Annotated in this window: 27 protein-coding genes; 7 read left to right on the forward strand and 20 right to left on the reverse strand. The window is 67.1% G+C overall.

Going from position 1 to position 24,854, the window contains the following annotated elements:
- Positions 1–233 precede the first annotated feature (233 nt).
- The 5 genes from guaA to guaB all read right to left on the reverse strand — a co-directional run bounded on the left by guaA (position 234) and on the right by guaB (position 5,721).
- Positions 234–1,796, reverse strand: coding sequence for a glutamine-hydrolyzing GMP synthase (gene guaA / locus FM111_RS06255; protein ID WP_087140043.1), 1,563 nt, complete (start codon positions 1,794–1,796; stop codon positions 234–236).
- Entirely contained in the window at positions 1,793–2,503 is a 711-nt protein-coding gene (locus FM111_RS06260; RefSeq protein ID WP_087140044.1) for a 5'-methylthioadenosine/S-adenosylhomocysteine nucleosidase, read from the reverse strand. Before FM111_RS06260 ends, guaA begins: the two co-directional genes overlap by 4 nt.
- Positions 2,500–3,795 (reverse strand): RsmB/NOP family class I SAM-dependent RNA methyltransferase, encoded by a 1,296-nt coding sequence (locus tag FM111_RS06265; protein WP_087140046.1) that lies wholly within the window; start codon positions 3,793–3,795, stop codon positions 2,500–2,502. Before FM111_RS06265 ends, FM111_RS06260 begins: the two co-directional genes overlap by 4 nt.
- 1 nt (position 3,796) lies before the next feature.
- Entirely contained in the window at positions 3,797–4,195 is a 399-nt protein-coding gene (locus tag FM111_RS06270) for an MAPEG family protein (RefSeq protein WP_087140048.1), read from the reverse strand.
- Between the two features lie 65 nt (positions 4,196–4,260).
- Positions 4,261–5,721 carry an IMP dehydrogenase gene (gene guaB, locus FM111_RS06275; RefSeq protein WP_087140050.1) on the reverse strand — a complete coding sequence of 487 codons (1,461 nt, stop codon included), beginning with the start codon at positions 5,719–5,721 and terminating at the stop codon, positions 4,261–4,263.
- Between the two features lie 128 nt (positions 5,722–5,849).
- On the opposite strand from guaB, the gene FM111_RS06280 reads away from it, so the two are divergent.
- Positions 5,850–6,425, forward strand: a complete 576-nt coding sequence (locus tag FM111_RS06280) for a DUF2061 domain-containing protein (protein WP_087140052.1) — start codon at positions 5,850–5,852, stop codon at positions 6,423–6,425.
- Between the two features lie 195 nt (positions 6,426–6,620).
- Here FM111_RS06280 and FM111_RS06285 read toward each other — a convergent pair whose 3' ends face one another.
- Entirely contained in the window at positions 6,621–7,343 is a 723-nt protein-coding gene (locus FM111_RS06285; protein WP_087140054.1) for an RlmE family RNA methyltransferase, read from the reverse strand.
- Between the two features lie 80 nt (positions 7,344–7,423).
- On the opposite strand from FM111_RS06285, the gene FM111_RS06290 reads away from it, so the two are divergent.
- Complete coding sequence (locus FM111_RS06290) at positions 7,424–7,888, forward strand: peptidylprolyl isomerase (protein WP_087140057.1); 465 nt, start codon at positions 7,424–7,426, stop codon at positions 7,886–7,888.
- Positions 7,889–7,911: 23 nt separating this feature from the next.
- On the opposite strand, the gene FM111_RS06295 is transcribed toward FM111_RS06290, so the two are convergent.
- The 3 genes from FM111_RS06295 to FM111_RS06305 all read right to left on the reverse strand — a co-directional run bounded on the left by FM111_RS06295 (position 7,912) and on the right by FM111_RS06305 (position 10,108).
- The gene (locus tag FM111_RS06295; RefSeq protein ID WP_087140059.1) at positions 7,912–8,418 is read right to left on the reverse strand and encodes a hypothetical protein; all 507 of its coding nucleotides are present in this window, start codon (positions 8,416–8,418) and stop codon (positions 7,912–7,914) included.
- Positions 8,419–8,423: 5 nt separating this feature from the next.
- On the reverse strand, positions 8,424–9,047 hold the full coding sequence (locus FM111_RS06300; protein WP_087140092.1) for a methyltransferase family protein: 624 nt from the start codon (positions 9,045–9,047) through the stop codon (positions 8,424–8,426).
- Positions 9,048–9,139: 92 nt separating this feature from the next.
- A complete protein-coding gene (locus FM111_RS06305; protein ID WP_087140061.1) occupies positions 9,140–10,108 on the reverse strand; it encodes a M20/M25/M40 family metallo-hydrolase in 969 nt (322 codons plus the stop codon).
- A 147-nt stretch (positions 10,109–10,255) separates the two neighbouring features.
- On the opposite strand from FM111_RS06305, the gene ligA reads away from it, so the two are divergent.
- From ligA to FM111_RS06320, 3 genes are all read left to right on the forward strand, one after another.
- Positions 10,256–12,580, forward strand: a complete 2,325-nt coding sequence (gene ligA, locus FM111_RS06310; protein ID WP_087140063.1) for an NAD-dependent DNA ligase LigA — start codon at positions 10,256–10,258, stop codon at positions 12,578–12,580.
- Positions 12,581–12,594: 14 nt separating this feature from the next.
- The gene (locus FM111_RS06315; RefSeq protein ID WP_087140065.1) at positions 12,595–13,209 is read left to right on the forward strand and encodes a 3'-5' exonuclease; all 615 of its coding nucleotides are present in this window, start codon (positions 12,595–12,597) and stop codon (positions 13,207–13,209) included.
- 199 nt (positions 13,210–13,408) lie between these two features.
- Positions 13,409–13,831 carry a DUF2147 domain-containing protein gene (locus tag FM111_RS06320; protein WP_087140067.1) on the forward strand — a complete coding sequence of 141 codons (423 nt, stop codon included), beginning with the start codon at positions 13,409–13,411 and terminating at the stop codon, positions 13,829–13,831.
- Positions 13,832–13,894: 63 nt separating this feature from the next.
- On the opposite strand, the gene FM111_RS06325 is transcribed toward FM111_RS06320, so the two are convergent.
- From FM111_RS06325 to FM111_RS06345, 5 genes are all read right to left on the reverse strand, one after another.
- Positions 13,895–14,878, reverse strand: a complete 984-nt coding sequence (locus tag FM111_RS06325) for an aldo/keto reductase (protein ID WP_087140069.1) — start codon at positions 14,876–14,878, stop codon at positions 13,895–13,897.
- Between the two features lie 92 nt (positions 14,879–14,970).
- A complete protein-coding gene (locus FM111_RS06330) occupies positions 14,971–15,663 on the reverse strand; it encodes an LrgB family protein (RefSeq protein ID WP_087140071.1) in 693 nt (230 codons plus the stop codon).
- A complete protein-coding gene (locus FM111_RS06335; protein WP_087140073.1) occupies positions 15,660–16,028 on the reverse strand; it encodes a CidA/LrgA family protein in 369 nt (122 codons plus the stop codon). Before FM111_RS06335 ends, FM111_RS06330 begins: the two co-directional genes overlap by 4 nt.
- 17 nt (positions 16,029–16,045) lie before the next feature.
- Complete coding sequence (locus tag FM111_RS06340; RefSeq protein WP_087140076.1) at positions 16,046–17,869, reverse strand: aminopeptidase P family protein; 1,824 nt, start codon at positions 17,867–17,869, stop codon at positions 16,046–16,048.
- A 164-nt stretch (positions 17,870–18,033) separates the two neighbouring features.
- Positions 18,034–18,900 carry a 50S ribosomal protein L11 methyltransferase gene (locus tag FM111_RS06345; protein ID WP_087140078.1) on the reverse strand — a complete coding sequence of 289 codons (867 nt, stop codon included), beginning with the start codon at positions 18,898–18,900 and terminating at the stop codon, positions 18,034–18,036.
- Between the two features lie 81 nt (positions 18,901–18,981).
- On the opposite strand from FM111_RS06345, the gene FM111_RS16165 reads away from it, so the two are divergent.
- Positions 18,982–19,578 (forward strand): hypothetical protein, encoded by a 597-nt coding sequence (locus FM111_RS16165; protein ID WP_143276053.1) that lies wholly within the window; start codon positions 18,982–18,984, stop codon positions 19,576–19,578.
- An 80-nt stretch (positions 19,579–19,658) separates the two neighbouring features.
- On the opposite strand, the gene FM111_RS06360 is transcribed toward FM111_RS16165, so the two are convergent.
- The 3 genes from FM111_RS06360 to FM111_RS06370 form a co-directional block, all read right to left on the reverse strand.
- Positions 19,659–19,865: a DUF3126 family protein gene (locus FM111_RS06360; protein WP_003164469.1), complete on the reverse strand. Its 207-nt coding sequence runs from the start codon at positions 19,863–19,865 to the stop codon at positions 19,659–19,661.
- 89 nt (positions 19,866–19,954) lie between these two features.
- A complete protein-coding gene (gene cysE, locus FM111_RS06365) occupies positions 19,955–20,776 on the reverse strand; it encodes a serine O-acetyltransferase (RefSeq protein ID WP_087140084.1) in 822 nt (273 codons plus the stop codon).
- Positions 20,777–20,805: 29 nt separating this feature from the next.
- Positions 20,806–21,435, reverse strand: a complete 630-nt coding sequence (locus tag FM111_RS06370; protein WP_087140086.1) for an NUDIX domain-containing protein — start codon at positions 21,433–21,435, stop codon at positions 20,806–20,808.
- Between the two features lie 45 nt (positions 21,436–21,480).
- Here FM111_RS06370 and FM111_RS06375 point away from each other — a divergent pair, with 45 nt between their 5' ends.
- A complete protein-coding gene (locus FM111_RS06375) occupies positions 21,481–22,083 on the forward strand; it encodes a nitroreductase family protein (protein WP_087140088.1) in 603 nt (200 codons plus the stop codon).
- Positions 22,084–22,219: 136 nt separating this feature from the next.
- Here FM111_RS06375 and FM111_RS06380 read toward each other — a convergent pair whose 3' ends face one another.
- The 3 genes from FM111_RS06380 to queF all read right to left on the reverse strand — a co-directional run bounded on the left by FM111_RS06380 (position 22,220) and on the right by queF (position 24,595).
- Entirely contained in the window at positions 22,220–23,077 is an 858-nt protein-coding gene (locus tag FM111_RS06380; protein WP_087140090.1) for a DUF817 domain-containing protein, read from the reverse strand.
- A gap of 90 nt (positions 23,078–23,167) precedes the next feature.
- On the reverse strand, positions 23,168–24,073 hold the full coding sequence (locus FM111_RS16170; protein ID WP_143276054.1) for a hypothetical protein: 906 nt from the start codon (positions 24,071–24,073) through the stop codon (positions 23,168–23,170).
- Between the two features lie 60 nt (positions 24,074–24,133).
- The gene (queF, locus tag FM111_RS06385) at positions 24,134–24,595 is read right to left on the reverse strand and encodes a preQ(1) synthase (protein WP_087140093.1); all 462 of its coding nucleotides are present in this window, start codon (positions 24,593–24,595) and stop codon (positions 24,134–24,136) included.
- Between the last annotated feature and the right edge of the window lie 259 nt (positions 24,596–24,854).

Consider the following 24,854-nt stretch of genomic DNA (forward strand, 5'->3'; position numbering starts at 1 on the left):
CTACGACTTGGATCCGGGGCAGGCGGGAATCGGCCGATCCGTGAATACGCGTTCGACGACCTCAACGAGGGGATCCGCAGTTTCCAGGACGAAATCGCAGACGACATGGAAGCCGTCATCACAAAAGAGAGACCCTCCGAAAGGCTTCGAAGGGTCTCGTCAGAATTTATTTTTATGTCAGTGACTTATCGGCACTTTCGGAAGCGATGCCGAAAGCCGCCGAAAGGCCTGAATTATTCCCACTCGATGGTGCCGGGCGGCTTCGACGTCACGTCGTAGACGACGCGGTTGACGCCGCGGACCTCGTTGATGATGCGCGTGGCGGTCTTGGCCAGCACATCCCACGGGAACTGGTAGAAGTCAGCCGTCATGCCGTCGGTCGAGGTGACGGCGCGCAGGGCCAGCACCTTTTCATAGGTGCGGGCGTCGCCCTGGACGCCGACCGTCTTGACCGGAAGCAGCACGGCGAAGGCCTGCCAGATGTCGTCATACAGGCCCGCCTTGCGGATCTCGTCCAGATAGATGGCGTCCGCGTCCTGAAGCGTGGCGACCGCCTCCGGCGTGATCTCGCCGGGGATGCGGATGGCCAGGCCCGGTCCGGGGAACGGATGGCGGCCGACGAAGGCGTCCGTCAGGCCCAGTTCGCGGCCCAGGGCGCGGACCTCGTCCTTGAACAGTTCGCGCAGAGGTTCGACCAGCTTCAGCTTCATGAAGTCCGGCAGGCCGCCGACGTTGTGGTGGCTCTTGATGACATGCGAGGGGCCGCCGGTCGGAGACACGCTCTCGATCACGTCGGGATAGAGGGTGCCCTGGGCCAGGAAGGCGGCGCCTTCGATCTTGGCGGCTTCGCGATCGAAGGTTTCGATGAAGACGCGGCCAATGGTCTTGCGCTTGGTCTCCGGGTCCGAAATCCCGGCCAGTTCGCCGAGGAATTCCTTAGACGCATCAACGTGCACCAGCGGGATGTTGTAGTGCTCGCGGAACAGGGTCGTGACCTGATCGGCCTCGCCCTTACGCATCAGGCCGGTGTCGACGAAGACGCAGGTCAGCTGGTCGCCGATGGCCTCATGGATCAGCACGGCGGCGACCGAAGAGTCGACCCCGCCCGACAGGCCGCAGATGACCTTGGCGTCGCCGACCTGTTCGCGGATCTTGGCGATCTGCTCGTCGCGATAGGCGGCCATGGTCCAGTCGCCGGTCAGGCCCGCGACGCCGTGGGTGAAGTTCTTCAGCAGCTGGGCGCCGCGCGGAGTGTGCACCACCTCGGGGTGGAACTGCACGCCGTAGATCTTGCGCGTCTCATCGGCGATAGCGGCGAAGGGCGCGCCCTCCGAGGTGGCGATGACGTGGAAGCCTTCCGGCAGGGCCGTCACGCGGTCGCCGTGGCTCATCCACACCGGCTCGCGGTGATCGAGGGCGCCGATGCCCGCGAACAGGGGGCTGTCCTTAGTGATGACGATCTCGGCGCGGCCGAACTCGGCGTGGTGGCCGCTCTCGACCTTGCCGCCCAGCTCGGCGCAGATCAGTTGCTCGCCGTAGCAGATGCCCAGGATCGGCGCGCCGTAGTCGAAGACGGCGTGATCGACGCGCGGGCTGTCCGCGTCGGTCGTCGAGTTGGGGCCGCCCGACAGGATGATGGCCTGCGGCTGCATCGCCTTCAGGGCTTCACCCGCCTTGTTGAACGGATGAATTTCGCAATAGACGCCGGCCTCGCGCAGGCGGCGCGCGATCAGCTGCGTCACCTGACTGCCGAAATCGACGATGAGCACCTTCTGGTGTTGGGTCGGCTGGGTCATGAGGTCGAATCCGGGGCGAGCGATTGGGCGAGGGTTTGGCCCTGAAGGGCCGGAATTTCAAGGGCGGCCAATTCAAGAGCAGAGAGGCCGTGATCCGTCAGCACTGCAATCAAGCCGTCGACCGCACGCGCCAGATTCTCGTCCACCAGATGCAGGGTCGAGGTCCAGTCATGCAGGCCCGTCAGCTCGGCCTTGCCGTCCGACACCCCGCGCAGCGCGACCAGAGGCAGGCCGAAGGTCTGGGCCGCGCGGACCAGCGCCCACGTCTCCATGTCCACCATCTCGGCGTCGATGGCGTCATAGGCGGCGCCCGAGACGACGTTTCCGCCGGTCGACAGGCGCGCGCTCGGCACGCCGGGTATAGGGCACGACAGCGGCAGGACAGCAGGCTTGTTCAACAGCGGCGTCACGCCCTTCTCGAACCCCAGGGCGCTGGCGTCCATGTCGCGATAGGCCACCGACGACGCCTGATAGACCGCTGCGTGATCCAGCACGCGCGACCCGCACGAACCCAGCGACAGGATCAGGTCCGGCGTCTCTCCCCTCGCCTCCAGCCGCGCCAGGGCCGCCGTCAGCGACACCGCCCCCTCGACCGGCCCGATGCCGGTCATCAAGGGGTCGATGCGGGCGCGCAGATGTTCGCCGTATTCAGCCGGTGCGGCCATGACCGGCAGGACCGTGACGACGCCATAGCGCTCAAGCCTCATGAAGCGCGCTCGAACAGAGCGATGAAGAAGCCGTCCGTGCCGGTCGCGGCGGGCGACAGACGCAGGCGGTTTCCTTGCGCCAGCGCGGTCAGACGCCCTCGCCCCGCCTCGGTCAGGTCCGCGCTGTGAGCCGCATCGGCGACGGCGACGGGCTTGAAGTCCGCGTGTGCGGCCTCGAAGGCGGCGGCCGTGGCCTCGTTCTCCGCGCCCAGCACCGAGCAGGTGACATAGGCCAGACGCCCGCCCGGCCGCACCAGCTTGGCCGCCTGCCCCAGAATGCGCAGTTGCAACGCGTGCAGGCGCGCGACTTCTTCGGCCGTCAGGCGCCAGCAGTCCTCCGGTCGACGCCGCCAGGCGCCCGAGCCCGAGCACGGCGCGTCGACCAGCACCACGTCGGACTGACCGTTCAGATCCTCGACGCCGCCGCCGTTCGTGCCCAACAGGCGCAGGTCAGCCTCGACGCCCGCGCGGGCCAGTCGCGGCTTCACATTGTCCAGACGCTTGGCCGAGACGTCGCAGGCGATCAGCGACCCCTGCCCCTGCATGGCCTGCACCAGACCCAGCGTCTTGCCGCCGCCGCCCGCGCAGTAATCCACCACCGTCGCGCCGGGGAAGGCGCCCGACAGCCAGCCGACGACCTGACTGGCCTCGTCCTGAATCTCGAAATGGCCGTTCTGGAAGCCGTCCAGCGGCTGCACGTTCGGCGCCGGCTCGGCGTCAAGGCGCAGACCCCAGCCCGACAGTTCGGTGCGCTGGGGCGACAGACCGGCGTCGCGCAACTCGGTCTCGACCTCTTCGATCGTGGCGCGCAGACCGTTGACCCGCAGATCGACCGGCGCGCGACCGCTCAGGGCTTCGACCTCTTCGCGCCAACGGTCGCCGTGGACCGCCTTCAGGTCCGCCGTCACGAAGTCCGGCAGGGCGACCTCGGCCAGATCGGTCGCGTCCTCGTTCGCGGCGATACGCCCGCGTTCGTGCTTGGACAGGGGGCGCGGACCATAGCCTTCGCCGTTATAGAGGCCCTCGATCTCCTCCAGCGTCGCGCCGTCCAGCAGCGACAGGGCGCCGACGATCAGGGCGCGTCCGTCCTGACGCCCGCCCATGAAGGCCGACAGGCGGCCCCGCGCGCGCAGCACCTGATAGACGCGCTCGGCGATGGCGCGGCGGTCGCCCGAACCGGCATAGCGGTTCTGCTGGCTCCAGGCCTTGAGCACGGCGTCGGCGGGCTGGCGGCCCTGCGAAATGCTGTCGATGATGGCGGCGGCGGCGGCCAGGCGGGCGGCTGGGGTCAAATCAGACTCGGATGAAAAGGGCCAGAAGGCACATCGCCAGTCCCGCAAGCGAGACCAGCCAAACCAGCGACCGGATATAGGGAACGCCCAGGGCGTACAGCGGGATATAGGCGACGCGCGCCCAGAAGTAGAGGGCCGCGCCCCACGCCGTCAGCGCGCCGGTCCGATCCGCGACGTGTGCGATCAGCACGGCGCCGATGAACAGCGGCAGGGTCTCGAACAGATTGGCCTGCGCCCGCTCCAGTCGACCGACGACAGGGCTGTGCGCCTCGGGCGTCTTGTCCCGCGCTCCGGCGTTCCACGACAGGCCGAACTCGCGCGTCCGGGCGAAGGCGGGCAGGAAGACCTGCACCAGAGCCAGCACCAGCGTCGCCGCCAGATAGGTGAGTTCAGTCGTCACGCCGGTCTCCTGTTCTACTAGCCCAAAACAAAACCGCTCCCGGCCGGGGCCGGGAGCGGATCAGGTCAGCCCTGACGATAGTTGGGCGCCTCGCGCGTGATCATCACGTCGTGGACGTGGCTTTCACGAAGGCCCGCATTGGTGATGCGGACGAAGCGCGCGCGTTCCTGGAAGTCCGGAATGGAGGCGCCGCCGACATAGCCCATGGAGGCGCGCAGGCCCCCGACCAGTTGGTGCACCACCGGGGCGATCGGCCCCTTGTAGGCGGTCTGGCCCTCGATGCCTTCGGGGACCAGCTTCTCGGACGAGACTTCCTTCTGGAAGTAGCGGTCGGCCGAGCCGCGCGCCATGGCGCCCACCGAGCCCATGCCGCGATACGACTTGTAGGACCGGCCCTGGTACAGGAAGACCTCGCCGGGGCTTTCGTCCGTGCCTGCAAACATCGAGCCCATCATGGCGACATTGGCGCCCGCCGCGATGGCCTTGGCCAGATCGCCCGAGAACTTGATGCCGCCGTCGGCGATGACCGAGGCGCCCGTGCCTTCCGCCGCGCGGGCGGCGTCGACGATGGCCGTCAGTTGCGGCACGCCCACGCCCGCGACGATGCGGGTGGTGCAGATGCTGCCCGGCCCGATGCCGACCTTCACCGCATCGGCGCCTGCGTCGATCAGGGCGCGGGTGGCGTCATAGGTGGCGACGTTGCCGGCGATGATCTGGATGCGGTTGTTCTCGCGCTTGATGCGGCGAACCACCTCGGCGACCGAGGCGGAGTGGCCGTGGGCGGTGTCGATCACCACCACGTCCGCGCCCGCGTCAGCCAACGCCAGACCACGCTCATAACCGGCGTCGCCGACGGTCGAGGCGGCGCCGACGCGCAGGCGACCCTGCTCGTCCTTGCAGGCGTTGGGGAAGGCCTGAGCCTTCTGAATGTCCTTCATGGTGATCAGGCCGACGGCGCGATAGGCGTCGTCCACCACGATGACCCGCTCGATCTTGCGGGTGCGCAGCAGCTCGCGCGCCGCCTCCCGGCCCGCCGCGCCTTCGCGCAGGGTGATCAGCTCGCCGGTCGTCATCAGTTCGGCGGCCTTGAGGTTCAGGTCCGTCTCGAAACGCATGTCGCGGTTGGTCAGCATGCCGACCAGCTTGCCGCTCTTGGGATCGACCACGGGGAAGCCGGTGATCTTCTTGCGTTCGACGATCTGGAGGACTTCGCCCAGCGTCGTGTCGGGGGCGACCGTGACCGGGTTCACCACCATGCCGCTTTCATAGCGTTTGACGGCGCGGACCTCTTCGGCCTGCTCGTCGATGGTCATGTTCCGGTGCAGCACGCCCATGCCGCCGGCCTGCGCCATGGCGATGGCCAGTCGGCTTTCCGTCACCGTGTCCATGGCGGACGACAGCAGCGGGATGTTCAGTTTGATTTCGCGTGTCAGCTGGGTCGAGACATCAACATCAGCCGGCATGACCTCGGACGGACCGGGTTCGAGCAAAACGTCATCGAAGGTTAGGCCTTCGCGTATCTCCATTTGGAGCCTCCATTTTGCGGGCCGCGTATAGCCCCCGTTGGCAGGGAACCGCAACCCCAAGCCCGCGCTATCGTGCATATAAGAGGAATTGCCTTGAAACGGACGGCGAGAGGCCGCATTTCCCGATAATGGTTCGCATCTTGATCAACACGGCGCGGCAGCTCGCTCTCAAGATTGCGAGCTACGGCGCCATGCACCTGATCGTGGCGATCCTTGTGGCCTTCGCCCTGACGCGCGACTGGCGCCTGGCGCTGGCGGTCGGGGTGGTCGAGCCGATCTTCCAGACCATCGCCTATTCCGTCCACGACCGCGTCTGGCACCGGGTCGAGCGCCGCAAGATGCTGTCCGGCGTCGAGGAGACGGCCGAGGCCTTCACCGCCCGTCTGGAGGTCATGAACGCGCATGAGCAGAATCGCGCCCACAACCACCACGGCCATGGACACGGGCACAGCCACGCCCTGCCCCGCAATCTAAAGCAGATCGCGCTGAAGACCGGCACCTACGGCGTCATGCACTTCACGGTGGCGGTTCTGGTGGCCTACGCCCTGACGCGCGACATCCGCATCGCCCTGGCCATCGGCACGATCGAGCCTCTGGTGCAGACGGTCTTCTTCACCCTGCACGACCGCATCTGGACGCGGCACGAGGCCAAGAAGGCCGCTCGCCGCGCCGCCGAAGCGGCGACCGAGGGCGCGTCGGCGTAAGCAGCGCTCTTCACCACGCCTCCACGCGACACCCTCACAGCGCCGCCCACTCCCACACGCCGTCATCCTCGGGCTTGACCCGAGGATCCAGTGCGGCGGCGCGCTCATCCTTGCCCACGTCACGCAGACGGATAGCTGGATCCTCGGGTCAAGCCCGAGGATGACGGCAGAAAAGGGAGCAGAAGAGGGGAAGGTCTACCGCTTGTTCAGCGCCACCAGGAAGACCTCGGCGCTGCCCTTGCGGCTCGATTCGGGCTTCACGTATTTCACCGTCTCGAACTCTTCACGCAGGCGCGTCAGCACCCCGCCGGCGTCGCCGCCCTGGAAGTTTTTCGACACGAAATTCCCGCCCGGCCGCAAGGTGCGGATGGCGAAGTCAGCCGCGATCTCGATCAGGGCGATGATCTTCAGGTGGTCGGTCTGGCGATGGCCGATGGTGTTGTGCGCCATGTCCGACAGCACCAGGTCCGGCGGTCCGCCGATGGCGTCCAGCATCTGCTGATCCACGCCCGGATCGGTGAAATCGGCCTGAACCAGCGTCGCGCCCGGAATCGGCTCGATCATCAGCAGGTCCACGCCCGCCACCGCCGCCGCGCCGCGATCCAGCGCCACCTGCACCCAGCCGCCCGGCGCCGCGCCCAGGTCGATGACCCGCGAGCCGTGCCGGATCAGCCGGAACTTGTCGTCGATCTCCATCAGCTTGAAGGCCGCGCGACTGCGCCAGCCCTCGGCGCGCGCGCGGTCGGACCATTCGTCCGACAGCTGACGCTTGATCCAGGCCTGACTGGACAGGGACTTCTTGTCGGCCGTCTTGATCTTCTGGCCGACCTTGCGCCCGGCTGCGGTGCCGCCCGTGGGCAGGCGCACCATGCGGCGGCGTTCCTGCGGCTTGTCGGCGGGCTTTTCGTCTTCACTCATGCTTCCCACATAGCCCTGACGGCGTTCAGCCGCTATGACCCGCGCACAATTCCGGCTCGCATAACCTCAAGGAGCGCCCGATGGCCGACCAAACCCTGACCTTCACCCTGGACACCGGCGACGGCGAAGACCGCAACGTCGTCATCAAGCTGCGCGACGACCTGGCCCCGAACCACGTCAAGCAGATCACCGACCTGGCCAAGGAAGGCTTCTACGACGGCGTGGTCTTCCACCGCGTGATTCCGGGCTTCATGGCCCAGGGCGGCGACCCGACGGGCACCGGCACCTCGGGCTCGAAGAAGCCGAACCTGAAGCAGGAATTCTCGAAGGAGCCGCACGTCCGCGGCGTCTGCTCGATGGCCCGCACCGCCAACCCGGACAGCGCCAACTCGCAGTTCTTCATCTGCTTCGACGACGCCCGCTTCCTGGACGGCCAGTACACCGTCTGGGGTGAAGTGATCGAGGGCATGGATCACGTCGACGCCCTGCCGAAGGGCGAGCCGCCCCGCGCGCCGGGCAAGATCGTCAAGGCGACCGTCGCCTAAGGATCGGTATCAGCGGCGGGGGCTCAGTCCCCCGCCCACCATCGCATCGACACCCCGTCGAAGGTCCGCCCCCCGACCTTCAGCGTCCCCTTCAGGACGACGCCCTGATCTCCCAGATTGCGCCGCGCCTTCGCCAGCGCATCCTGGTCGAGCCTTCCATCGAACGACACCGCCCCCAGCTCCCGCGACGTCGCCTCGAAGCGCACCCGGTCCTCGCTCACGTCATAGGCCGTCGGAATCAGCCGCGTACGCCGCGTCTTATCCCCCGCTTCGAACTCCATCATGATCGGCGCGAATCCCACCGTCCGCTGGCCATCGCGCCAAGCCATGAAGTCGGGAACCTGGCCCATGAACAGGTGATGCAGCCGCCAATCGCCGACCTGAACCGCCGTCGTGGGGATGTAATAGCCGGACACGTCCTCGGGCAGGTCATGCTTGAAGGCGGTCGCCTGCGCCGTCTTCTCGGGCGCCGCGCCGCGTTCGCAGGCGGCGACCGTCAGGGCTAGCGCCGTCGCCAGCAGAATCGGCACAGTCCTCAAGGCAGGCGCACCAGGGCCGACAGCCAGCCCAGATCCTGCAACCGCTCGACCGACTCGAACAGCGGCACGGCCAGCAGGAAGACCAGGCCGTCGCGCAGCGTCGTCAGGAAGAACTGCGGCCGCACCTCCAGGCTGTCGGCGTCGCGCCATTTGGAGAAGTCCGGCCCGAAGCGCGGCGTCCGCGCGCAATAGTCCGCATAGGTCTGGCCGAACGCGCCCGCCAGCCAGGCCTCTTCACGCTTCACCGTGGCGTAGAAGACCGCGACGGTCAGCAGCAGGAAAACGGTCGCGAGCGTCACGCTGCCCGTCTGCGCGCCTACGCCGAACGCCCCCATGAAGCTGAAGACATACAAAGGGTTGCGGCTGATCGAATAGGGTCCGCGATCCACGATCTCGGCCTTCTTGCGCCCGCCGATATAGAGCGAACACCAGGCCCGGCCGACGATGCAGACGACGATCAGGCCCAGGCCGAACCCCTCCAGCCCCTCATGCAGCATGGTCTCGCCGCCGATGGACCTGCTGACGAAGGCCAGCCCGACCACGCCGATCAGTCCGACCAGCAGCGCCGCCTTCCGCAGCTTCTGCACTCGCTGAAGATCAAAGCCCTGCGTCGCCGACATCTGCATTCTCTCGACTGATGAAGGTGCGACAGAACGCCGCTCTGAAGGCGGTTTCAAGGCCTATCTTTGCAAGCGTTTCGCGCTCGCGAAAATCACTGATCCAGCCACTGATCCAGCGCGCGGAAGCCGCCGATGGCCAGTTCGGTCGAGTCCTGGAACACCGCCGGATTGACCTTCTCGAAGTCGTCGCTCGGGCGGTGATAGTCCGTGTGATAATTCACCCCGAAATACAGGAACGGCAGGCCCGCGCGGTGGAAGGCGGCATGGTCCGACGCCTCGACCCAGTTGTCGGCGCCCTTGTCGTCAGGCGTGTCCTTGCCGAAGGCCAGGGCGACCGTCTGACGCGCCGGAAGTCGCTCCAGCACCGGGCGGAAATAGGGGTGCTGATAGGTGCCTGTCACCCACAGCTTGCCGTCGCTGTCAGCCCGCGCCGTCATGTCGAAATTCAGGTTCATAGAGATCGCGTGCAGCGGCACCGGCGGCGCCTCGACGAAATGCTTGGCGCCCAGCAGGCCCCGCTCCTCTCCGTCCAGCGCCACGATCAGGACGCTGTGCTCGGGCGGATTGGCCTTCAGCCGCCTGGCCAGCTCCAGCATAGTCGCCACGCCCGAGGCGTTGTCGTCCGCCCCGTTGTAGATTTGGCCGTCGTTGACGCCGACGTGGTCATAGTGGGCCGTGACCACGATGTATTTGTCGGCCACGCGCGTACCGGGGATCACGCCGATGATGTTGGTTCCGCTGTAGGTCTTCGTCCCTTCGCGCGTGCGGCCCGACATCTCCCACGGCTGCAGACGCCCCATCGGCGACGGCTGGACGCCCAGCGCCTCCAGTCGGCTGACGATGTATTCGCGCGCCTTGGCCCCGCCCTCAGAGCCGGTGTCGCGCCCCTGCATGTCGTCGGCCGAGAGGATGCGCAGGTCGTCCATGAGTTGGGCGTAGTCAGCCGAGCCGGCGACGACCGGGGCTGTCGCCTCCGACACCGCCTGCGACACGGGCGTCTCACAGGCGGCCAGCGTCAGGGCGGCGGCGATCACGGACAGGCTGACGAGGACAGGACGCATGGAAGGGCTCCGGCAGGAATCTTTGAGGCGCGACGCTAGCGGCCCCTGCCCCCTGCGTCAGATTACGTTTCTGTCATGCCGCGTCTGCCATCAAGGTCGGGGGATGATAAGGAACCGTTCCGCCTTTGCCGACTTCCTGCGATTCTCATGTCCGACCTCTTCACGTCCGTCGAAACCCTGACCGAAGCCCAGGCGCGCGAAGAACTGGAGCGCCTGTCGGCCGAACTGGCGCGTCACGACGCCCTCTACTACGCCGACGCCGCGCCCGAGATTTCCGACGCCGACTATGACAACCTGAAGCGCCGCGCCCTCGACATCGAGACCCGCTTCCCGGCCCTGAGCAGCGCCGTCTCTCCGTCCCAGCGCGTCGGCGCTCCGGTCTCTAGCCAGTTCGCCGAGGTCCGCCACGGCGTGCCCATGCTGTCGCTGGACAACGCCTTCGACGACGGCGAGGTACGCGACTTCGTGGCCCGCATCGCCCGCTTCCTGAAGCTGCCGGGCGACGAGCCCATCGCCTTCGTCGCCGAGCCCAAGATCGACGGCCTGTCCGCCAGCTTGCGCTATGAAAAGGGCGTCCTGGTCCAGGGCGCCACACGCGGCGACGGCAAGACCGGCGAGGACGTAACCGCCAACCTGCGCACGCTGAACAGCATCCCCCAGACGTTGGCGGGCTCCGGCTGGCCCGACGTCATCGAGATCCGGGGCGAGGTCTATGCCCCCAACGCCGCCTTCGACGCCTTCAACGCCGCCGCCGAGGCGGAAGGGCGCCGCACCTACGCCAACCCGCGCAACTTCGCCGCCGGGTCGCTGCGCCAGAAAGACCCGAAGATCACGGCCCTGCGCCCCCTGACCTTCTTCGCCTACGCTTGGGGCGAGACCTCCGCCCCCTTCGCCGAGACGCAACACGGCGCGCTGGAGGCCTTCCGCGCCTGGGGCTTTCAGGTCAACGACCGCTCCGCCCGCGTCGAGGGCGCGGAAGGGCTGATCGGCGTCTATCAGGCGCTGGAGGCCGACCGCAGCCGCCTCGGCTACGACATCGACGGCGTGGTCTATAAGGTCGACCGGCTGGACTGGCAGCAGCGCCTCGGCTTCATCGCCCGCAGCCCCCGCTGGGCCATCGCCCACAAGTTCCCGGCGCAACAGGCGACGACCGTGCTGGAAGGAATCGACATTCAGGTCGGCCGCACCGGCTCCCTGACCCCCGTCGCCCGCCTGCACCCCGTCACCGTCGGCGGCGTCGTGGTCCGCAACGCCACCCTGCACAACGAGGACGAGATCGCCCGCAAGGACGTGCGCATCGGCGACACCGTCGTCCTGCAACGCGCCGGCGACGTCATCCCCCAGATTGTCGGCGTGATCGAAACCCTGCGCCCCGACGGCGCCCAGCCCTACGTCTTCCCCACCACCTGCCCCGTCTGCGGCTCCGAAGCCGTGCGCGAAGGGGATGAGGTCAAGCGCCGCTGCACCGGCGGCCTGATCTGCGACGCCCAGATCGTCGAGCGCCTCAAGCACTTCGTCAGCCGCCGCGCCTTCGACATTGAAGGGCTTGGCGAAAAGCAGCTGATCGCCTTCCACGCGCGCGGCTGGATCAAGGAGCCCGCCGACATCTTCCGCCTGGCCCGCGACGAGGAAAAGCTGGCCCTGCTGCGCGCCGAGGACGGCTATGGCGAGACCAGCGTCGGCAACCTGATCGCCGGGATCGACGCGCGCCGCGTCATCAGCCTCGACCGCCTGATCTTCGGTCTGGGCGTGCGCGAGATCGGCGAACAAACCTCGCTGGTCTTGTCGCGCGCCTTCGGCAGTTGGACCGCCTTCCGCGACGCCTGCATGGCCGCCGCCAACGGCCTCGCCAGCGACGACTGGAAGACGCTGGCGGCGACCCACGCCATCTCCACCCGCGTTCTGAGCCTGATGGCCGAGGCCCGTCCCGCCGCCGACGATCCCTGGCCGGAAGCGCCGATGGATCAGAAGATCGCCCTCGCCTTCCCCGGCATGGCCGCGCCCGCGCGCCGCTCGCTGGCGGAGATCTCGGATGGCTGGACCGACCTGACGCGCTGGGCCGCCATCGCGCGCAACGAAGGCCCCTCCGACATGCTGAACCAGATCGCGGGCGTCTCCGGCGTCGGCCCGGTCGCCGCCGAGGCTCTGGCCCACTTCTTCCACGAGCCGCACAATCTTCAGGTCGTCGACGCCCTACTGGCCGAACTTGAGTGCGTCGAGGACGTGGCCGCCCCCACGACCGACAGCCCCGTCGCGGGCAAGACCGTCGTCTTCACCGGCTCGCTGGAACGCTTCACCCGTGACGAAGCCAAGGCCCGCGCCGAAAGCCTGGGCGCCAAGGTCAGCGGCTCAGTCTCCAAAAAAACCGACTACGTCGTCGCCGGACCCGGCGCCGGGTCCAAGCTGAAGGACGCCGAAAAGCACGGCGTCGCCGTCCTGACCGAGGACGAGTGGCTGGCCCTCATCGCCTGAAATATGATCTCGTAATGCACGCCGTCGCCATCGACTTCGAAACCGCCAATGAGCAGCGCGCCAGCCCCTGCTCCATCGGCCTGGCCTGGATCAACGACGGCGTCATCGAATCCGTCGAGCACCACTACATCCGCCCGCCGGGGATGCGGTTCGCCAGCTTCAACATCGCCTTCCACGGCATCGGCCCCGAACAGGTCGAGGACGCCGAGGAATTCCCCTCGGTTCTGGCCGCCATCGCCCCGCGCCTCGAAGGCCGCACGGTGCTGGCCCACAACGCCGCCTTCGACGTCAGCGTCATCCGCAACACCTGCGACCACTACGGCCTGACCTATCCCGAGTTTGACTATCTCTGCACGGTCAAACTGGCCCAGATCAGTTGGCCCGACTTCGCCTCGCACAAGCTGAACAACGTCTGCGCCGAACTGGGCGTCGCCTTCCGCCACCACGACGCGGCCGAAGATGCCTTCGCCTGCGCCTCCGTGGCTCTGGCCGCGGCTCAGGTGCATCAGGCCGCCGACTGCCGCGCCCTGGCCGACGCCAGCCGCCTGACCCTGGGCCGCATCTGGCGCGACGGTTATACGCCCTGCTCCAACGCCGGAACCCGCCCCCGCCGCCCTCGCGGCGGCTGACCCGGCGCTTTCCTCCCCATGGCATAGGGAGGAGAAACCCGCCCAAATCCATCGCCTTAGACGTTTCGGGCGCGCTCAACTTTACCTAACGTCATGTAATCATTGAGTGAAGTTCACAATTTCAGCCTTGTTTCAGGCTGAAACCCGGATCAACCTTCTGGCAGGATCGTTCCACCGATCCATCAGAAGGAAAACGCCGATGAAGACCTCCGTCCTGGCGGCGCTCGCCGTCGCAGCCGCCGCCCTCGCTTCTCCGGCCCTCGCCAGCGACCCGACCGGCCTGTGGCAAACCCCGACCAACGGCGGCCAGGTGCGCATCACCCGCTGCGGCCAGGCCCTATGCGGCGCGCTGGTGACATCGGACCACATCCGCACCGACCCCAACGCCCGCGACACGCACAACAAGAACGAAGCCCAACGCACCCGCACCCTGCGCGGCCTGCCCATGCTCTCCGGCTTCACCGGCGGCCCGACCGAATGGCGCGGCGGCTCGGTCTATAATCCGGCGGACGGCGGCACCTATCGCGGGACCATCACCATGACCAACGACAACACCCTGCGCCTGCGCGGCTGCATCGTCGCCCCCCTGTGCAAGACCCAGACCTGGACTCGCATCCAGTAAGCCTGCCTCACAGGTCCGAATGAAAGACGCCTCCCTCGCGATCGCGAGGGAGGCGTTTTCACATCAGCGGTTCAGCGACGTCATGCCGCCCGGCGCATAGCGTTCGCCCGCCGCCGCCCCGCGCGGGAAGACGGCCTCGATCCGCGCCAGATCATCCGGCGTCAGCACGATGTCCGCCGCCGCCGCATTCTGCTCCAGCGTGGCGATGCGGCGCGTGCCGGGGATGGGGACCAGATCATCTCCCTGGGCCAGCACCCAGGCCAGCGCCAGTTGCGCCGCCGTCACGCCCTTGTCCGCCGCGATGGCGCCGACCGCATCGACCAGATCGAGGTTCTTCTGGAAGTTGTCGCCCGCAAAGCGCGGATTCGTCCGGCGGAAGTCATCCGGCGCCAGATCGTCGATCGACTTGATGTCCCCCGACAGGAAGCCCCGGCCCAGCGGGCTGTAAGGCACGAAGCCGATGCCCAGTTCGCGCACCACGCCCAGAAGTTCGTCTTCCGGGTCGCGGCTCCACAGCGAATATTCGGTCTGCAACGCCGTGATCGGATGCTCGGCGTGGGCGCGGCGCAGGGTGGCGGGCGCCGCCTCCGACAGGCCCAGGAAGCGCACCTTGCCCTCCTTCACCAGTTCGGCCATCGCCCCGACCGTCTCCTCGATCGGCGTATTGGGGTCGATGCGATGCTGGTAATAGAGGTCGATATGATCAACGCCGAGGCGGCTCAGGCTGCCCTCGACCGCGCGGCGCACATTGGCGGGCGAGCCGTCCGTGATCGCCGAGCCGTCCGGCTGGCGATTGATGCCGAACTTGGTGGCGATGAAGGCCTTGTCGCGCCGGTCCTTCAACGCCTTGCCCACCAGGACTTCATTGGTGTGGGGGCCGTACATCTCGGCCGTGTCGAACAGGGTGACGCCCAGGTCGAGCGCGCGGTGGATCACCGCGATGGATTGGGCCTCGTCGGCGCCGCCGTAAAAGGCGCTCATGCCCATGCAGCCCAGACCGACGGCCGAGACCTCAGGGCCGTTACGGCCCAGCTTGCGCATTTTCATCCGCGCATTCCTTCTGATGTGAGGGGGTCGGCGGCGCATCCGCCGACGCTCTCCAGATGGGCGCCGTATGGCCTTATTTCAAGGGGCGCGCCTCAGATCAGGCTGGCCACGATGGACAGGATCGTCGCCGTAGCCACCGCATTCAGCGCCATGCCCAGACTGGCGAAGGCGCCCGCCGTCTGGTCCACCTGAAACGCCCGCGCCGCGCCGAAGCCATGCGCCGATACCCCGACCGCAAAGCCCCGCGCCCGATAATCCCTGATCTTCAGCAGGTTCAGCAGCGGCGTCGCCGTCATCGCCCCGAACACCCCCGACATCAGCACGATCACCGCCGCCAGCGCCGGTATGCCGCCCAACTGCGAGGCCACCGCCATGCCGACCGGCGTGGTCGTGGCGCGCGGTGCTATGGAGGCCAAGATCTCAGCTGGCGCGCCGAACAACCAGACGATGCCCACGGCGCTGACGATAGCCGTCACAGCCCCCGCCAGCAGGGCGCAGGCCAACGGCTTCGCCAGCCGCCGGATCGTCGCCCGCTGCGCCCAGATCGGCACGGCCAGCCCCACCACCGCCGGTCCCAGCAGGAAGCCCAGCACCTGCGTCGCCTCGGCATAGGTCGCATAAGGCGTCTTCGTCGCCAGCAGCACTCCGATCAGCACCGGCGTCGCCAGCAGCACCGGATGGCACAGCGGATGACGCCCGCTGCGCCGCGACAGGATGTCAGCCGCCTCGAACACCACCAGCGTCACCGCCAGCCACAGCAGGGGCGTCGCGATCAGATCGCTCACGACGCGCCCTCCTCTTCATCGTTCGGCTCGTCGCGTCCGGCCACAGCGCGGAACACCAGCGCCGTCACCGCCAGCGTCAACAGGGTCGAGACCGCCACCGCCACGACGATGCCGAGGCCATGGCGCGACAGGATCGCCCCCTCCTCCATCACCCCGACGGCGGCGGGCACGAACATGATCGACAGATGCGCCGTCAGCCAGCCCGTCACCTGGGTCAGCGTCAGCCGCTCTCTCGGCACAAAGGCCAGCCACGCCAGCAACAGCACCATGCCGATCACCGACCCCGGCAGGGGCAGGCCCGTCAGCCGGTGGATCACCTCGCCCGCCAGTTGGCAGACGAGCAGCAGGGCGATGGCGCCGATCATCGGCCGGGTTTCTCCTTTTAGAGCGGCGTCGTCTGCGCCTTCAGCCATTCCAGCGCCGCCTCGTCCTTCTGAACGCCGCCGGCCAGCAGCGGCCCGACCTTGGCCAGAACCTCAGCATGATAGGCGTCGACGTAAGCCCGCTCATCCGCCGTCAGCAGCGCCGTGTCGATCAGACGGCGATCCAGCGGCGCCAGCGTCAGTTGCTCGAAACCGTGCATCGGCCGCTCGCCGCCCGGAACCTGCGCCGGGGCCGTGACCACCTGCAGGGTCTCGATGCGGATGCCCCACTCGCCCTCACGGTAATAGCCCGGCTCATTCGACAGGATCATGCCGGTCAGCAGCGGCTGGTCCGTGCCCCATCCGGCGATGCGTTGCGGCCCCTCGTGAACGCCCAGATACGACCCCACGCCGTGGCCCGTGCCGTGATCGAAGTCGAAGCCCGCGTTCCACAGCGGCTGGCGCGCAATGGCGTCCAGCTGGCGCCCGCTCGTCCCAGCAGGGAAGCGGATCACCGCCATGGCAATATGGCCCTTCAGCACAAGCGTGAACATCCGGCGCTGATCGGCCGTGCCCTCGCCGATGGCCATGGTGCGGGTCACGTCCGTGGTCCCGTCCAGATACTGGCCGCCGCCATCGACCAGCAGCAGCGAACCCGCCTCCATCGGCCGGATCTTGGCCCCGACCGGCTTGTAGTGCGGCAGGGCGCCGTTCGGCCCGACCCCGGCGATGGTGTCGAAGGACAGATCCTTCAGCATCCCCGTCGCCTCGCGGAAGCCTTCCAGCGCCTCGACTACCGCCCGCTCGTCCGGCAGCGCCTTCTGGGCGACCGTATCGACCCAGTGCAGGAAGCGCGTCAGGGCCGCCCCGTCGCGGATGTGCGCCCGGCGGCTGCCCTCGATCTCGACGTCGTTCTTCTGCGCGCGCGGCAGGGCGCAGGGGTCCATGCCGCGCACGATGTCGGCGCCCGCCGCTTCCAGCCGGTCGAAATACCAGGCCGAGGACACGGCCGGATCGATCATCACCTTATGGCCCGACAGGGCGTCCAGCGCGCCCGGCAGGGCCTCGGACGCCTCCAGCGTCACGGCGTCGCCCAGCCAGCCGGGCAATTCATTCGTCACCTTGGCCGGATCGAGGAAGACCTTGGCCGTCCCGTCCGCCTTCACCACCGCCTGTCCCAGCGGCAGGGGCGTGCGGATCACGTCGCCGCCGCGAATGTTGAACAGCCAGGCCAGAGACGACGGCGCCGTCAGCACGGCGGCCTCAGCCCCGGCGTCGGCGATGGCCTTGCCGATGCGGGCGCGCTTGGACGCAGCGTCCTCGCCGGAATAGCGGTCTTCGTGCGGCGCCACCGGCGCCTGCGGCTGAGCCGGGCGGGCGTCACCCCAGGCCAGATCGATCGGATTGGCCTCGACCGCCTTCAGCGTCGCCCCGGCCTTTTCCACGGCGACGCGCAGGCTCGCCAGCGCATCGGGGCTGTGCAGGCGCGGATCATAACCGATCACAGCACCCGATGGCACGGCCGCCAACCAATCGGCCAGCTTGTTCAGCGGCTGGCGCTCGAACAGGGCCCCATCCGTCTGGGCCTTGGCCTGCACCGTATAGCGACCATCGACGAAGACAGCAGCTTTGTCCTTCAGCACCACGCCCGCCCCGGCCGAGCCGGTGAAGCCGCTGACCCAGGCCAGCCGCTCATTGGCGTCGGGCAGGTATTCGTTCTGATGCTCGTCCTCGTGCGGGACCAGCAGGCCGTCGAGGCCCTGCTTCGCCATCTCGGCGCGGAGCAGAGGCAGGTGCTTGGCCCCGAAGGACGGATCGGTGGTTTCGTCGAATGTCTGGCGCATGATTGTTCCTTATCCCTTCTCCCCTCGAGGGAGAAGGTGGGCGCCGGAGGCGCTCGGATGAGGGGGCTGTGTCAGCAGGCAAGACGGAAAGGACGTGCGCGATGCCGCCCTCCCCCTCATCCGTCATGCTCCGCATGACACCTTCTCCCTCCAGGGAAGAAGGCTCAGGATTTACGCAACTGCAGCGCGCTCCACGCATCATGATGGATCGTCTGCTCCACCACGAAGCCCAGCGGCAGATAGGCTTCCAGAATACGCTCTTCCTGCGTCCGCAGCAGGCCCGACAGGATGGCCACCCCGCCCGACTTCAACGCGGCGCCGATCTCGGGCGCCAGAAACACCAGCGGCGCCGCCAGGATGTTGGCGAACACCAGATCATAGGGCGCATGCTGCGCAATCCGCGCATCACTCAGGCCGTCGGCGAAATAGAACTCGCACTTGGCGTCGTTGATCACCGCATTCTCATTGGCGATGCGGGCCGAAGGCTCGTCGATGTCGGTGCCGACAGCGATGGGCGAGCCGGTCTTCGCCGCCGCAATGGCCAGAACGCCCGTGCCGCAGCCCACGTCCAGAACCTTCTCGAACGTCTCGGTCTTCAGCAGATTGTCGAACGCCTCCAGGCAGCCGACCGTCGTGCCGTGGTGGCCGGTGCCGAAGGCGGCGCCCGCGTCGATCTTCAGATTGACCCGGCCTTCGGGGATCTTGCCCTGATCGTGTGCGCCGTAGACGAAGAAGCGTCCCGCCTCGACCGGCGGCAGCCCCGACAGGCTCATGGCCAGCCAATCAGCGTCGGCCAGCTTCTCGACCACCACTTCCAGCCCCGGCGTGGCGCGCAGGATTTCGGCGATGCCCTCGGCCTCTTCATCGGTCGTCGGGAAGGCGTCGATGCGCCAGATTTCCTTGTCCTCGTCCTCTTCCAGGATGGAATAGGTCGCGTTCTCCAACAGGGGATTGGCGTCGATGGCGGCGGCGGCGGCTTCGGCCGGGGCGCGATCGCCGCGCGCGATCACCTGAACTGCGGATTCGGACATTTCTCAAACACCGTTATAATGACGAATCGCCAGTGCGGGCTTGGTTCTTACGCCCGTGTCCAACGAGGGGTCGGGGAGTTTATGGCCAAAGCACCGTCTGAAACGAAACCTGCCGCGAAAGCGGCCTCCGCCGCTTCCAAGCCGAAACCGGCGGCAAAGTCGAGCGCGACAGCGACAAAAGCTGAAGCCAAGCCCAAGGCCGTAAAGGCCCCCGCCGCGGCGAAGACCGCCGCCAAGGCCCCGGCCAAGGCGGCTGCGCCCAAGGCCGCTCCCAAGGCGGCCAAGCCTGCTGCGGCCAAAACCGCCGCCGCGCCCAAGGCCGCCGCGAAGGCGCCCGCCTCCAAGAAACCCGCAACGCCAAAGGCTCCGACCGCCGCCAAGGCGACCACGGCCAAGGCTGCTGCGCCGAAGAAGGCCGCTGCGCCCAAGAAACCCGCGGTGCCCAAGACCGCTGCTCCGGCCCCGGTCGAAACGCCGATCGCCGCCTCTCTGGCCCCCGCGCCCATCGCAGAGACCAAGCCCGCGCCGAAGCCCGAGCCTGTCGTCGCGGCCGCCCCCGCTCCGGTCGAACCGCCCGTTCAGGCGGCCGCGCCCAAGCCCGCCGCCGAGCCGGTCAAGCCGGTCGAGGCCCCCGCCCCGCAGAAGAAAGGCTTCTTCGCCCGCCTGTTCGGCTGGTGATCGGGCGCTGATCCCAAACGCAAAGAAGGCCGGAGAGGACGCCCTCTCCGGCCTTCTTCAATTCTCGCTGTTCAGGCGGCTTATTCCGGCAGGTCTTCCGCCAGGATGGCCATTTCGAACATGAAGGAGCCGGCTTCGTCCTCATCTTCGAACACCACGCCGATGAACTCGTCATCGACATAGACTTCGGCGGAATCGGCGACCTTACGGGCCTTCACCTTGATGCCGCCGTGGTTGAAGGTGCGCTTCAGGTGCGTCTCGACGCGCTTCAGATCATTCTCGGTCACGGGTAGCCTCGTTCATCTCGTTGGCGGCGGACCCTAGAGAAGCCCTCTGCCGATTGGAAGCCCGCACGGCATCAGCCCACAGCCGCGTCTCAGATCACGAAGTCATAGACGATGTCGGACAGCGTATGGTCCATGGTCCGCGCGGGCGTAGCGTCGGTCGGGCAGTTGACCAGCCTTGCAGGCACCCCCGCCACGGTGCAGCCCGCCGGCACCGGCTTCAGCACCACCGAGCCGGACGCCACCTTGGCGTAGTCGCCGACCGTGATGTTGCCCAGCACCTTGGCCCCCGCGCCCAGCAGGACGCCGCGTCCGATCTTCGGATGACGGTCGCCGCGCTCGGCCCCGGTCCCGCCCAGGGTCACGGCGTGCAGCATGGACACCTCGTCCCCGATCACCGCCGTCTCGCCGATGACGATGCCCGTGCCGTGGTCCAGGAAGACGCCCGAGCCGATCCGCGCCGCCGGGTGGATGTCCAGTTGGAACAGCTCCGAAATCCGGCTCTGGAAATGGAAGGCCAGGGTGTCGCGGTCCTGCTCCCATAGCCAGTGCGCCACACGCCAGGCCTGCAACGCCTGGAACCCCTTGAAATACATGAAGGGCTGCAACAGCGAACGGATCGCCGGATCGCGCTCCTGCACCGCCTTTAGGTCCGCCTCGGCGGCAGCCACGATGCCCGGATCGGCGGCGAAGGCCGACAGGGCCACCTCACGCACCGTCATGGCCCCCAGTTCCGCATCGCCCAGCTTTCGCGCGATCTGGAAACTCAGCGCCCCGGCGAAATCCTCGTGCGCTAGGACGACGGCGTTCAGCTGCGACGCCAGGCGCGGCTCCTCGCGCGCAGCGTCCTCGGCTGCGACGCGCAACTGCGCCCACAGGTCCGGCTGCTTCGGCACGACTTCCAGCTTGGCCATCAGGCTTCCTTCGACTTCAGGCGGCGATCCTACGCGCCCAGCATGGCGCGCGCCAGCGCGGCCGGCAGTTCGCCCTCCCGCGCCATATGGTAGGCGCGGTACGCCGTCGCCACCGTCAGCCCGTCGCGCACGGCGCCGCGCGCGATCTCGGCCATCAGATCACGGAACGGCACGCGCGCCGACAGGAAGACCTCCGTCTCGTCCGGCGCCGTCTCGGTCTCGTTCAAACCCCACGCCACCCAGGCCATCGCCCGCTCGTCCGTGATGGAGTTGGACAGGTCCAGGTCCAGCGCCGCGCGCCAGTGCGCCGCCGTCAGCCCCGCCTCCTCGGCCAGTTCGCGCTTCACGGCCTCGAACGGGTCTTCGCCCTGCGGCGCCCCGCCCTCGGGCATCTCCCACGAATAGCGCATCAGGGCGAAGCGGTGCTGCCCGACCAGACTGACCGTCCCGTCGTCATGTAGCGGCAGCACGCCCGTGCCCACATTCTTCGGCCGCACGACCACATAGTCGGCGTCAGCTCCCGTCGGCGCGATGGCCGGGTGGCGCGTCACCCGCATCCAGGGCGTGTCGACCAGGACGCTGTCGCCCAGGCTGCGCCACGGCGGCGTGTCGGGCAGGCTCTCGGCCCAGCGGGGTTTGATGTCGCGGATTTCGGTCATGCCCCTGCTATGGCGCCGCGCGCCGCGAAAGCCTAGCTATCGTCCATGAGCCAGTCAGACCTCGCTTCCGCCCTGCCCCTGCCCGTCCGTTCGGAAGAGCTGCTGTCGCGCCTGGCCGTGCGCCGCTCGGCCCCAGCCCAGTCGCTGAGCCTGCCCGGCCCCTCGGACGCCGAGATCGAGCAGATGCTGCTGCTGGGAGCCCGCACGCCGGACCACGGCAAGCTGTTCCCCTGGCGCTTCGTCATTCTAGGCCCGCGCAGCCGCGCCGAACTGTCCGAAGCCCTGACCGTCCTGGGCGAGGCGCAGGCCCGCACCGGCAAGGAGATCGCCGCCCTGGCCAAGCTGGCCAACCCGCCGCTGACCGTCATGGTCGTCTCCACCCCCATCGAAGGCCACAAGGTTCCGGTGTGGGAGCAGCAACTGTCCGCCGGCGCCGTCTGCATGAACCTCGAACACGCGGCCAATGCGCTGGGCTATTCGGCCAGCTGGATCACGGACTGGTATTCCTACGACCCCGCCGCCGTCGCCCTGTTCGGCGTTGAGGACGGCGAGAGCATCGCCGGCTTCATCCACGTCGGCTCCCTGTCCGAGCCCCCGCTTGAACGCCCCCGCCCCGACTTGGAGCACAAGGTCACGGCGCGGCCCTAACGCCTCTCCCTTCTCCCCTTGTGGGAGAAGGTGGCAGCCGAAGGCTGACGGATGAGGGGTTTTGCAACGGCGGAGAGACCCCTCATCCGACCTCGCTGCGCTCGGCCACCTTCTCCCACAAGGGGAGAAGGACGCATCAGCGCCCCTCCTCCTCCGGCCGGTGCACGATCGACACCAGCACCACCGAAATGATCATCAGCAGGAACCACGCCCCCAGCTTGTTCAGGCTGACCATCTCCCATCCGGCCTCCTGCCCCGGATAGACCCAGGCCCGCGCGAACGTCCCCAGGTTCTCCGCGAACCAGATGAACAGCGCCACCAGCCCATAGCCCAGCAGCAGCGGCATCGACCGCCGCGTCCGGTCGGCGGTGAAGTAGAACCACCCCCGCATAAACAGCAGCCCCGTCGCCGCGAACAGCGCCAGCCGGATATCCGGCAGCCAGTGATGCGCAAAGAAGTTGACGTAGATCGCCGCCGCCAGCACCCACGTCGTCCACAGCGGCGGATAGTTCCGCACCCGGATATGGAAGATGCGCTGCACCCGCGCGATGTAGCTGCCCACCGCCGCATACATGAAGCCCGAGAACAGCGGCACGGCGCCGATCCTCAGCACCGACTCCTCCGGATAGATCCACGACCCGTGATACGTCTTGAACAGCTCCATGATCGTCCCGGCGACATGGAACAGGAAGATGACCCGCGCCTCCTCCCAGCTCTCCAGCTTCAGGGCCAGCATCGCCGCCTGTATCCCCAGCGCCCCCAGCACCAGAAAGTCATAGCGCGACAGCGGCGCCTGATCCGGCCAGAACAGAAACGTCCCCAGGATCAGCGCCAGCATCGCCCCGCCGAACAGACACGCCCACCCCTGCTTCAGCCCGAACCACAGGAACTCATAGACGTAACGGCGAAGCCGCGACCGGTCGGCCCACGCCTCCGCGCGGGCCATCAGGCGGCGGCCCCAGGCTTCGAGCGGGAGTCGGGGGGATGTGGTCATGGGCGGAGGCTAAGAGAAATGTCGGAGCGAGATGAGGGTGAACTTGTCAGATTTCCAAGCCAAATCCTGCGGTTGCGTCAAAAAAGCGCCTCATCGGTACTCACGAACTTGAAGCGCTTCGTACTTCCAACCCTCCACCAAGGGCGCGCGATGATTGGCACCTTCGGAGGTCACAATGTAATGTTGCTTGTGTAGGAAAGCCTCGTGAAGCTTTGGGGGACTTCCTAAATGGAAAAGATTGTCCTTGGCATAAATCTGAACAATATCGTTGAACGTTTCCACTTCGTTCTTCGACACCGAAATCGTCACACCTTCTGGGTATGATGGGTATTGCATTGGACTAAACCAAAGCACCGCAACCCGTGGCGTGAAGGCCGTAACAGCCATCGAATTCAGCCCCCGATCTGGAGTCGGGTTGATGTTTGACATGAAGCCATCCCCGAACACGAAATGATCTTCCTGTGTGATCAGGAAAGCAAACTTCCCTCCAGTTCGGATATCTCGTGCGAATGGCTCTTGGCAGCGCCTCAGATTTGCACCCGCAGTTTGGTGAAGATTACGAGGCTCCTCGAAGCCAATTGTCTGAAGCTGAAATTCGGAGACGTGCTTTTCGGAAAGATAACGGAGTCTTGGACTCCGAACAACCAACGACGCCAAGCATTCCGCGAGCGGCGCACGCATAGCAGTCGAGATGGTAACTGGGCTGATCCGAGCACCACTAGGGTGGGCATCCGCGATTGCAGTCAACCACTCGATCACTCGAGGAAATGCGTTATCTGCCGTATCGAAATCTGGCTCGAATGTCGTATCCCATGGGCTACCACCGTCCGACAGGATGTTGTGGTGGTCAGGGGAATACCCGATAGCGCTGGGGTGCTTCCGGCTGGTGAGGCCTCGACTATTTGTGCGCGAGACTAGGCCTTCTGAATCCACCCACGCCTTCGCCATGGCCTTGGGAAACCAATGATGCTTCTGGCCAGGAATCGGTCTTTTCATTCGCCGACCATAGATCGACGATAGATCTTACTTCAAACACTCTGAAACGGCGAAGCCCCCTCACCCCCGCCCGCGATAGGTCGCGACCCCCTGATCCGGCAGCCACACGCCCTCCAACGGCGCGCCGGTCTGCCAGAAGACGTCGATCGGGATGCCGCCGCGCGGATACCAGTAACCGCCGATGCGCAGCCATTTCGGTTGCAGCAGTTCGGCTAGGCGCTTGCCTATGGCGACGGTGCAGTCCTCGTGGAAGGCGCCGTGGTTGCGGAAGCTGGTCAGGTACAGCTTCAGGCTCTTGCTCTCGACCAGCCAGTCGCCCGGCACATAGTCGATGACGATGTGGGCGAAGTCGGGCTGGCCCGTCACCGGGCACAGGCTGGTGAACTCCGGCGCAGTGAAGCGCGCCACATAGAGCGTGTCGGCGTGCGGATTGGGCACGCGCTCCAGCACCGCCTCTTCCGGGTTGGTCGGGGCGGCGGTCTGGGCGCCGAGCTGGCTGAGGCTGTCGGTATAGTGCGTCATGCCCGCCATTTAGGCGTTCGCCCCGCCAAAGAAAACGCCGCCCTCGCCGCAATCGGCCATCCCCCCGCTTCACCCGTGCTAGACTGCGCCCCGGCCGAGGGGAGAACGGCCGTGCGGCGGCGGGGGGATTTCAGACGATTCAGACGAATTGGACTCTCTTTTTTCCTTCTCCCCTTGTGGGAGAAGGTGGGCGCCGGAGGCGCTCGGATGAGGGGTGTGAGCACCCCGGCGTCCAATGATCGCGCGGTTGAAGAGCAGA

Source organism: Brevundimonas diminuta 3F5N (genome assembly GCF_900163625.1).
GTDB classification, from domain to species: domain Bacteria; phylum Pseudomonadota; class Alphaproteobacteria; order Caulobacterales; family Caulobacteraceae; genus Brevundimonas; species Brevundimonas diminuta_A.

Bases quoted from the DNA above. Each gene is read 5' to 3' on its own strand.
- guaA (WP_087140043.1), bottom strand. From the start codon at position 1,796: ATGACCCAGCCGACCCAACACCAGAAGGTGCTCATCGTCGATTTCGGC.
- FM111_RS06260 (WP_087140044.1), bottom strand. From the start codon at position 2,503: ATGAGGCTTGAGCGCTATGGCGTCGTCACGGTCCTGCCGGTCATGGCC.
- guaB (WP_087140050.1), bottom strand. From the start codon at position 5,721: ATGGAGATACGCGAAGGCCTAACCTTCGATGACGTTTTGCTCGAACCC.
- FM111_RS06280 (WP_087140052.1), top strand. From the start codon at position 5,850: ATGGTTCGCATCTTGATCAACACGGCGCGGCAGCTCGCTCTCAAGATT.
- FM111_RS06285 (WP_087140054.1), bottom strand. From the start codon at position 7,343: ATGAGTGAAGACGAAAAGCCCGCCGACAAGCCGCAGGAACGCCGCCGC.
- FM111_RS06290 (WP_087140057.1), top strand. From the start codon at position 7,424: ATGGCCGACCAAACCCTGACCTTCACCCTGGACACCGGCGACGGCGAA.
- FM111_RS06300 (WP_087140092.1), bottom strand. From the start codon at position 9,047: ATGTCGGCGACGCAGGGCTTTGATCTTCAGCGAGTGCAGAAGCTGCGG.
- FM111_RS06305 (WP_087140061.1), bottom strand. From the start codon at position 10,108: ATGCGTCCTGTCCTCGTCAGCCTGTCCGTGATCGCCGCCGCCCTGACG.
- ligA (WP_087140063.1), top strand. From the start codon at position 10,256: ATGTCCGACCTCTTCACGTCCGTCGAAACCCTGACCGAAGCCCAGGCG.
- FM111_RS06315 (WP_087140065.1), top strand. From the start codon at position 12,595: ATGCACGCCGTCGCCATCGACTTCGAAACCGCCAATGAGCAGCGCGCC.
- FM111_RS06320 (WP_087140067.1), top strand. From the start codon at position 13,409: ATGAAGACCTCCGTCCTGGCGGCGCTCGCCGTCGCAGCCGCCGCCCTC.
- FM111_RS06325 (WP_087140069.1), bottom strand. From the start codon at position 14,878: ATGAAAATGCGCAAGCTGGGCCGTAACGGCCCTGAGGTCTCGGCCGTC.
- FM111_RS06335 (WP_087140073.1), bottom strand. From the start codon at position 16,028: ATGATCGGCGCCATCGCCCTGCTGCTCGTCTGCCAACTGGCGGGCGAG.
- FM111_RS06340 (WP_087140076.1), bottom strand. From the start codon at position 17,869: ATGCGCCAGACATTCGACGAAACCACCGATCCGTCCTTCGGGGCCAAG.
- FM111_RS06345 (WP_087140078.1), bottom strand. From the start codon at position 18,900: ATGTCCGAATCCGCAGTTCAGGTGATCGCGCGCGGCGATCGCGCCCCG.
- FM111_RS16165 (WP_143276053.1), top strand. From the start codon at position 18,982: ATGGCCAAAGCACCGTCTGAAACGAAACCTGCCGCGAAAGCGGCCTCC.
- cysE (WP_087140084.1), bottom strand. From the start codon at position 20,776: ATGGCCAAGCTGGAAGTCGTGCCGAAGCAGCCGGACCTGTGGGCGCAG.
- FM111_RS06370 (WP_087140086.1), bottom strand. From the start codon at position 21,435: ATGACCGAAATCCGCGACATCAAACCCCGCTGGGCCGAGAGCCTGCCC.
- FM111_RS06375 (WP_087140088.1), top strand. From the start codon at position 21,481: ATGAGCCAGTCAGACCTCGCTTCCGCCCTGCCCCTGCCCGTCCGTTCG.
- FM111_RS06380 (WP_087140090.1), bottom strand. From the start codon at position 23,077: ATGACCACATCCCCCCGACTCCCGCTCGAAGCCTGGGGCCGCCGCCTG.
- FM111_RS16170 (WP_143276054.1), bottom strand. From the start codon at position 24,073: ATGAAAAGACCGATTCCTGGCCAGAAGCATCATTGGTTTCCCAAGGCC.
- queF (WP_087140093.1), bottom strand. From the start codon at position 24,595: ATGACGCACTATACCGACAGCCTCAGCCAGCTCGGCGCCCAGACCGCC.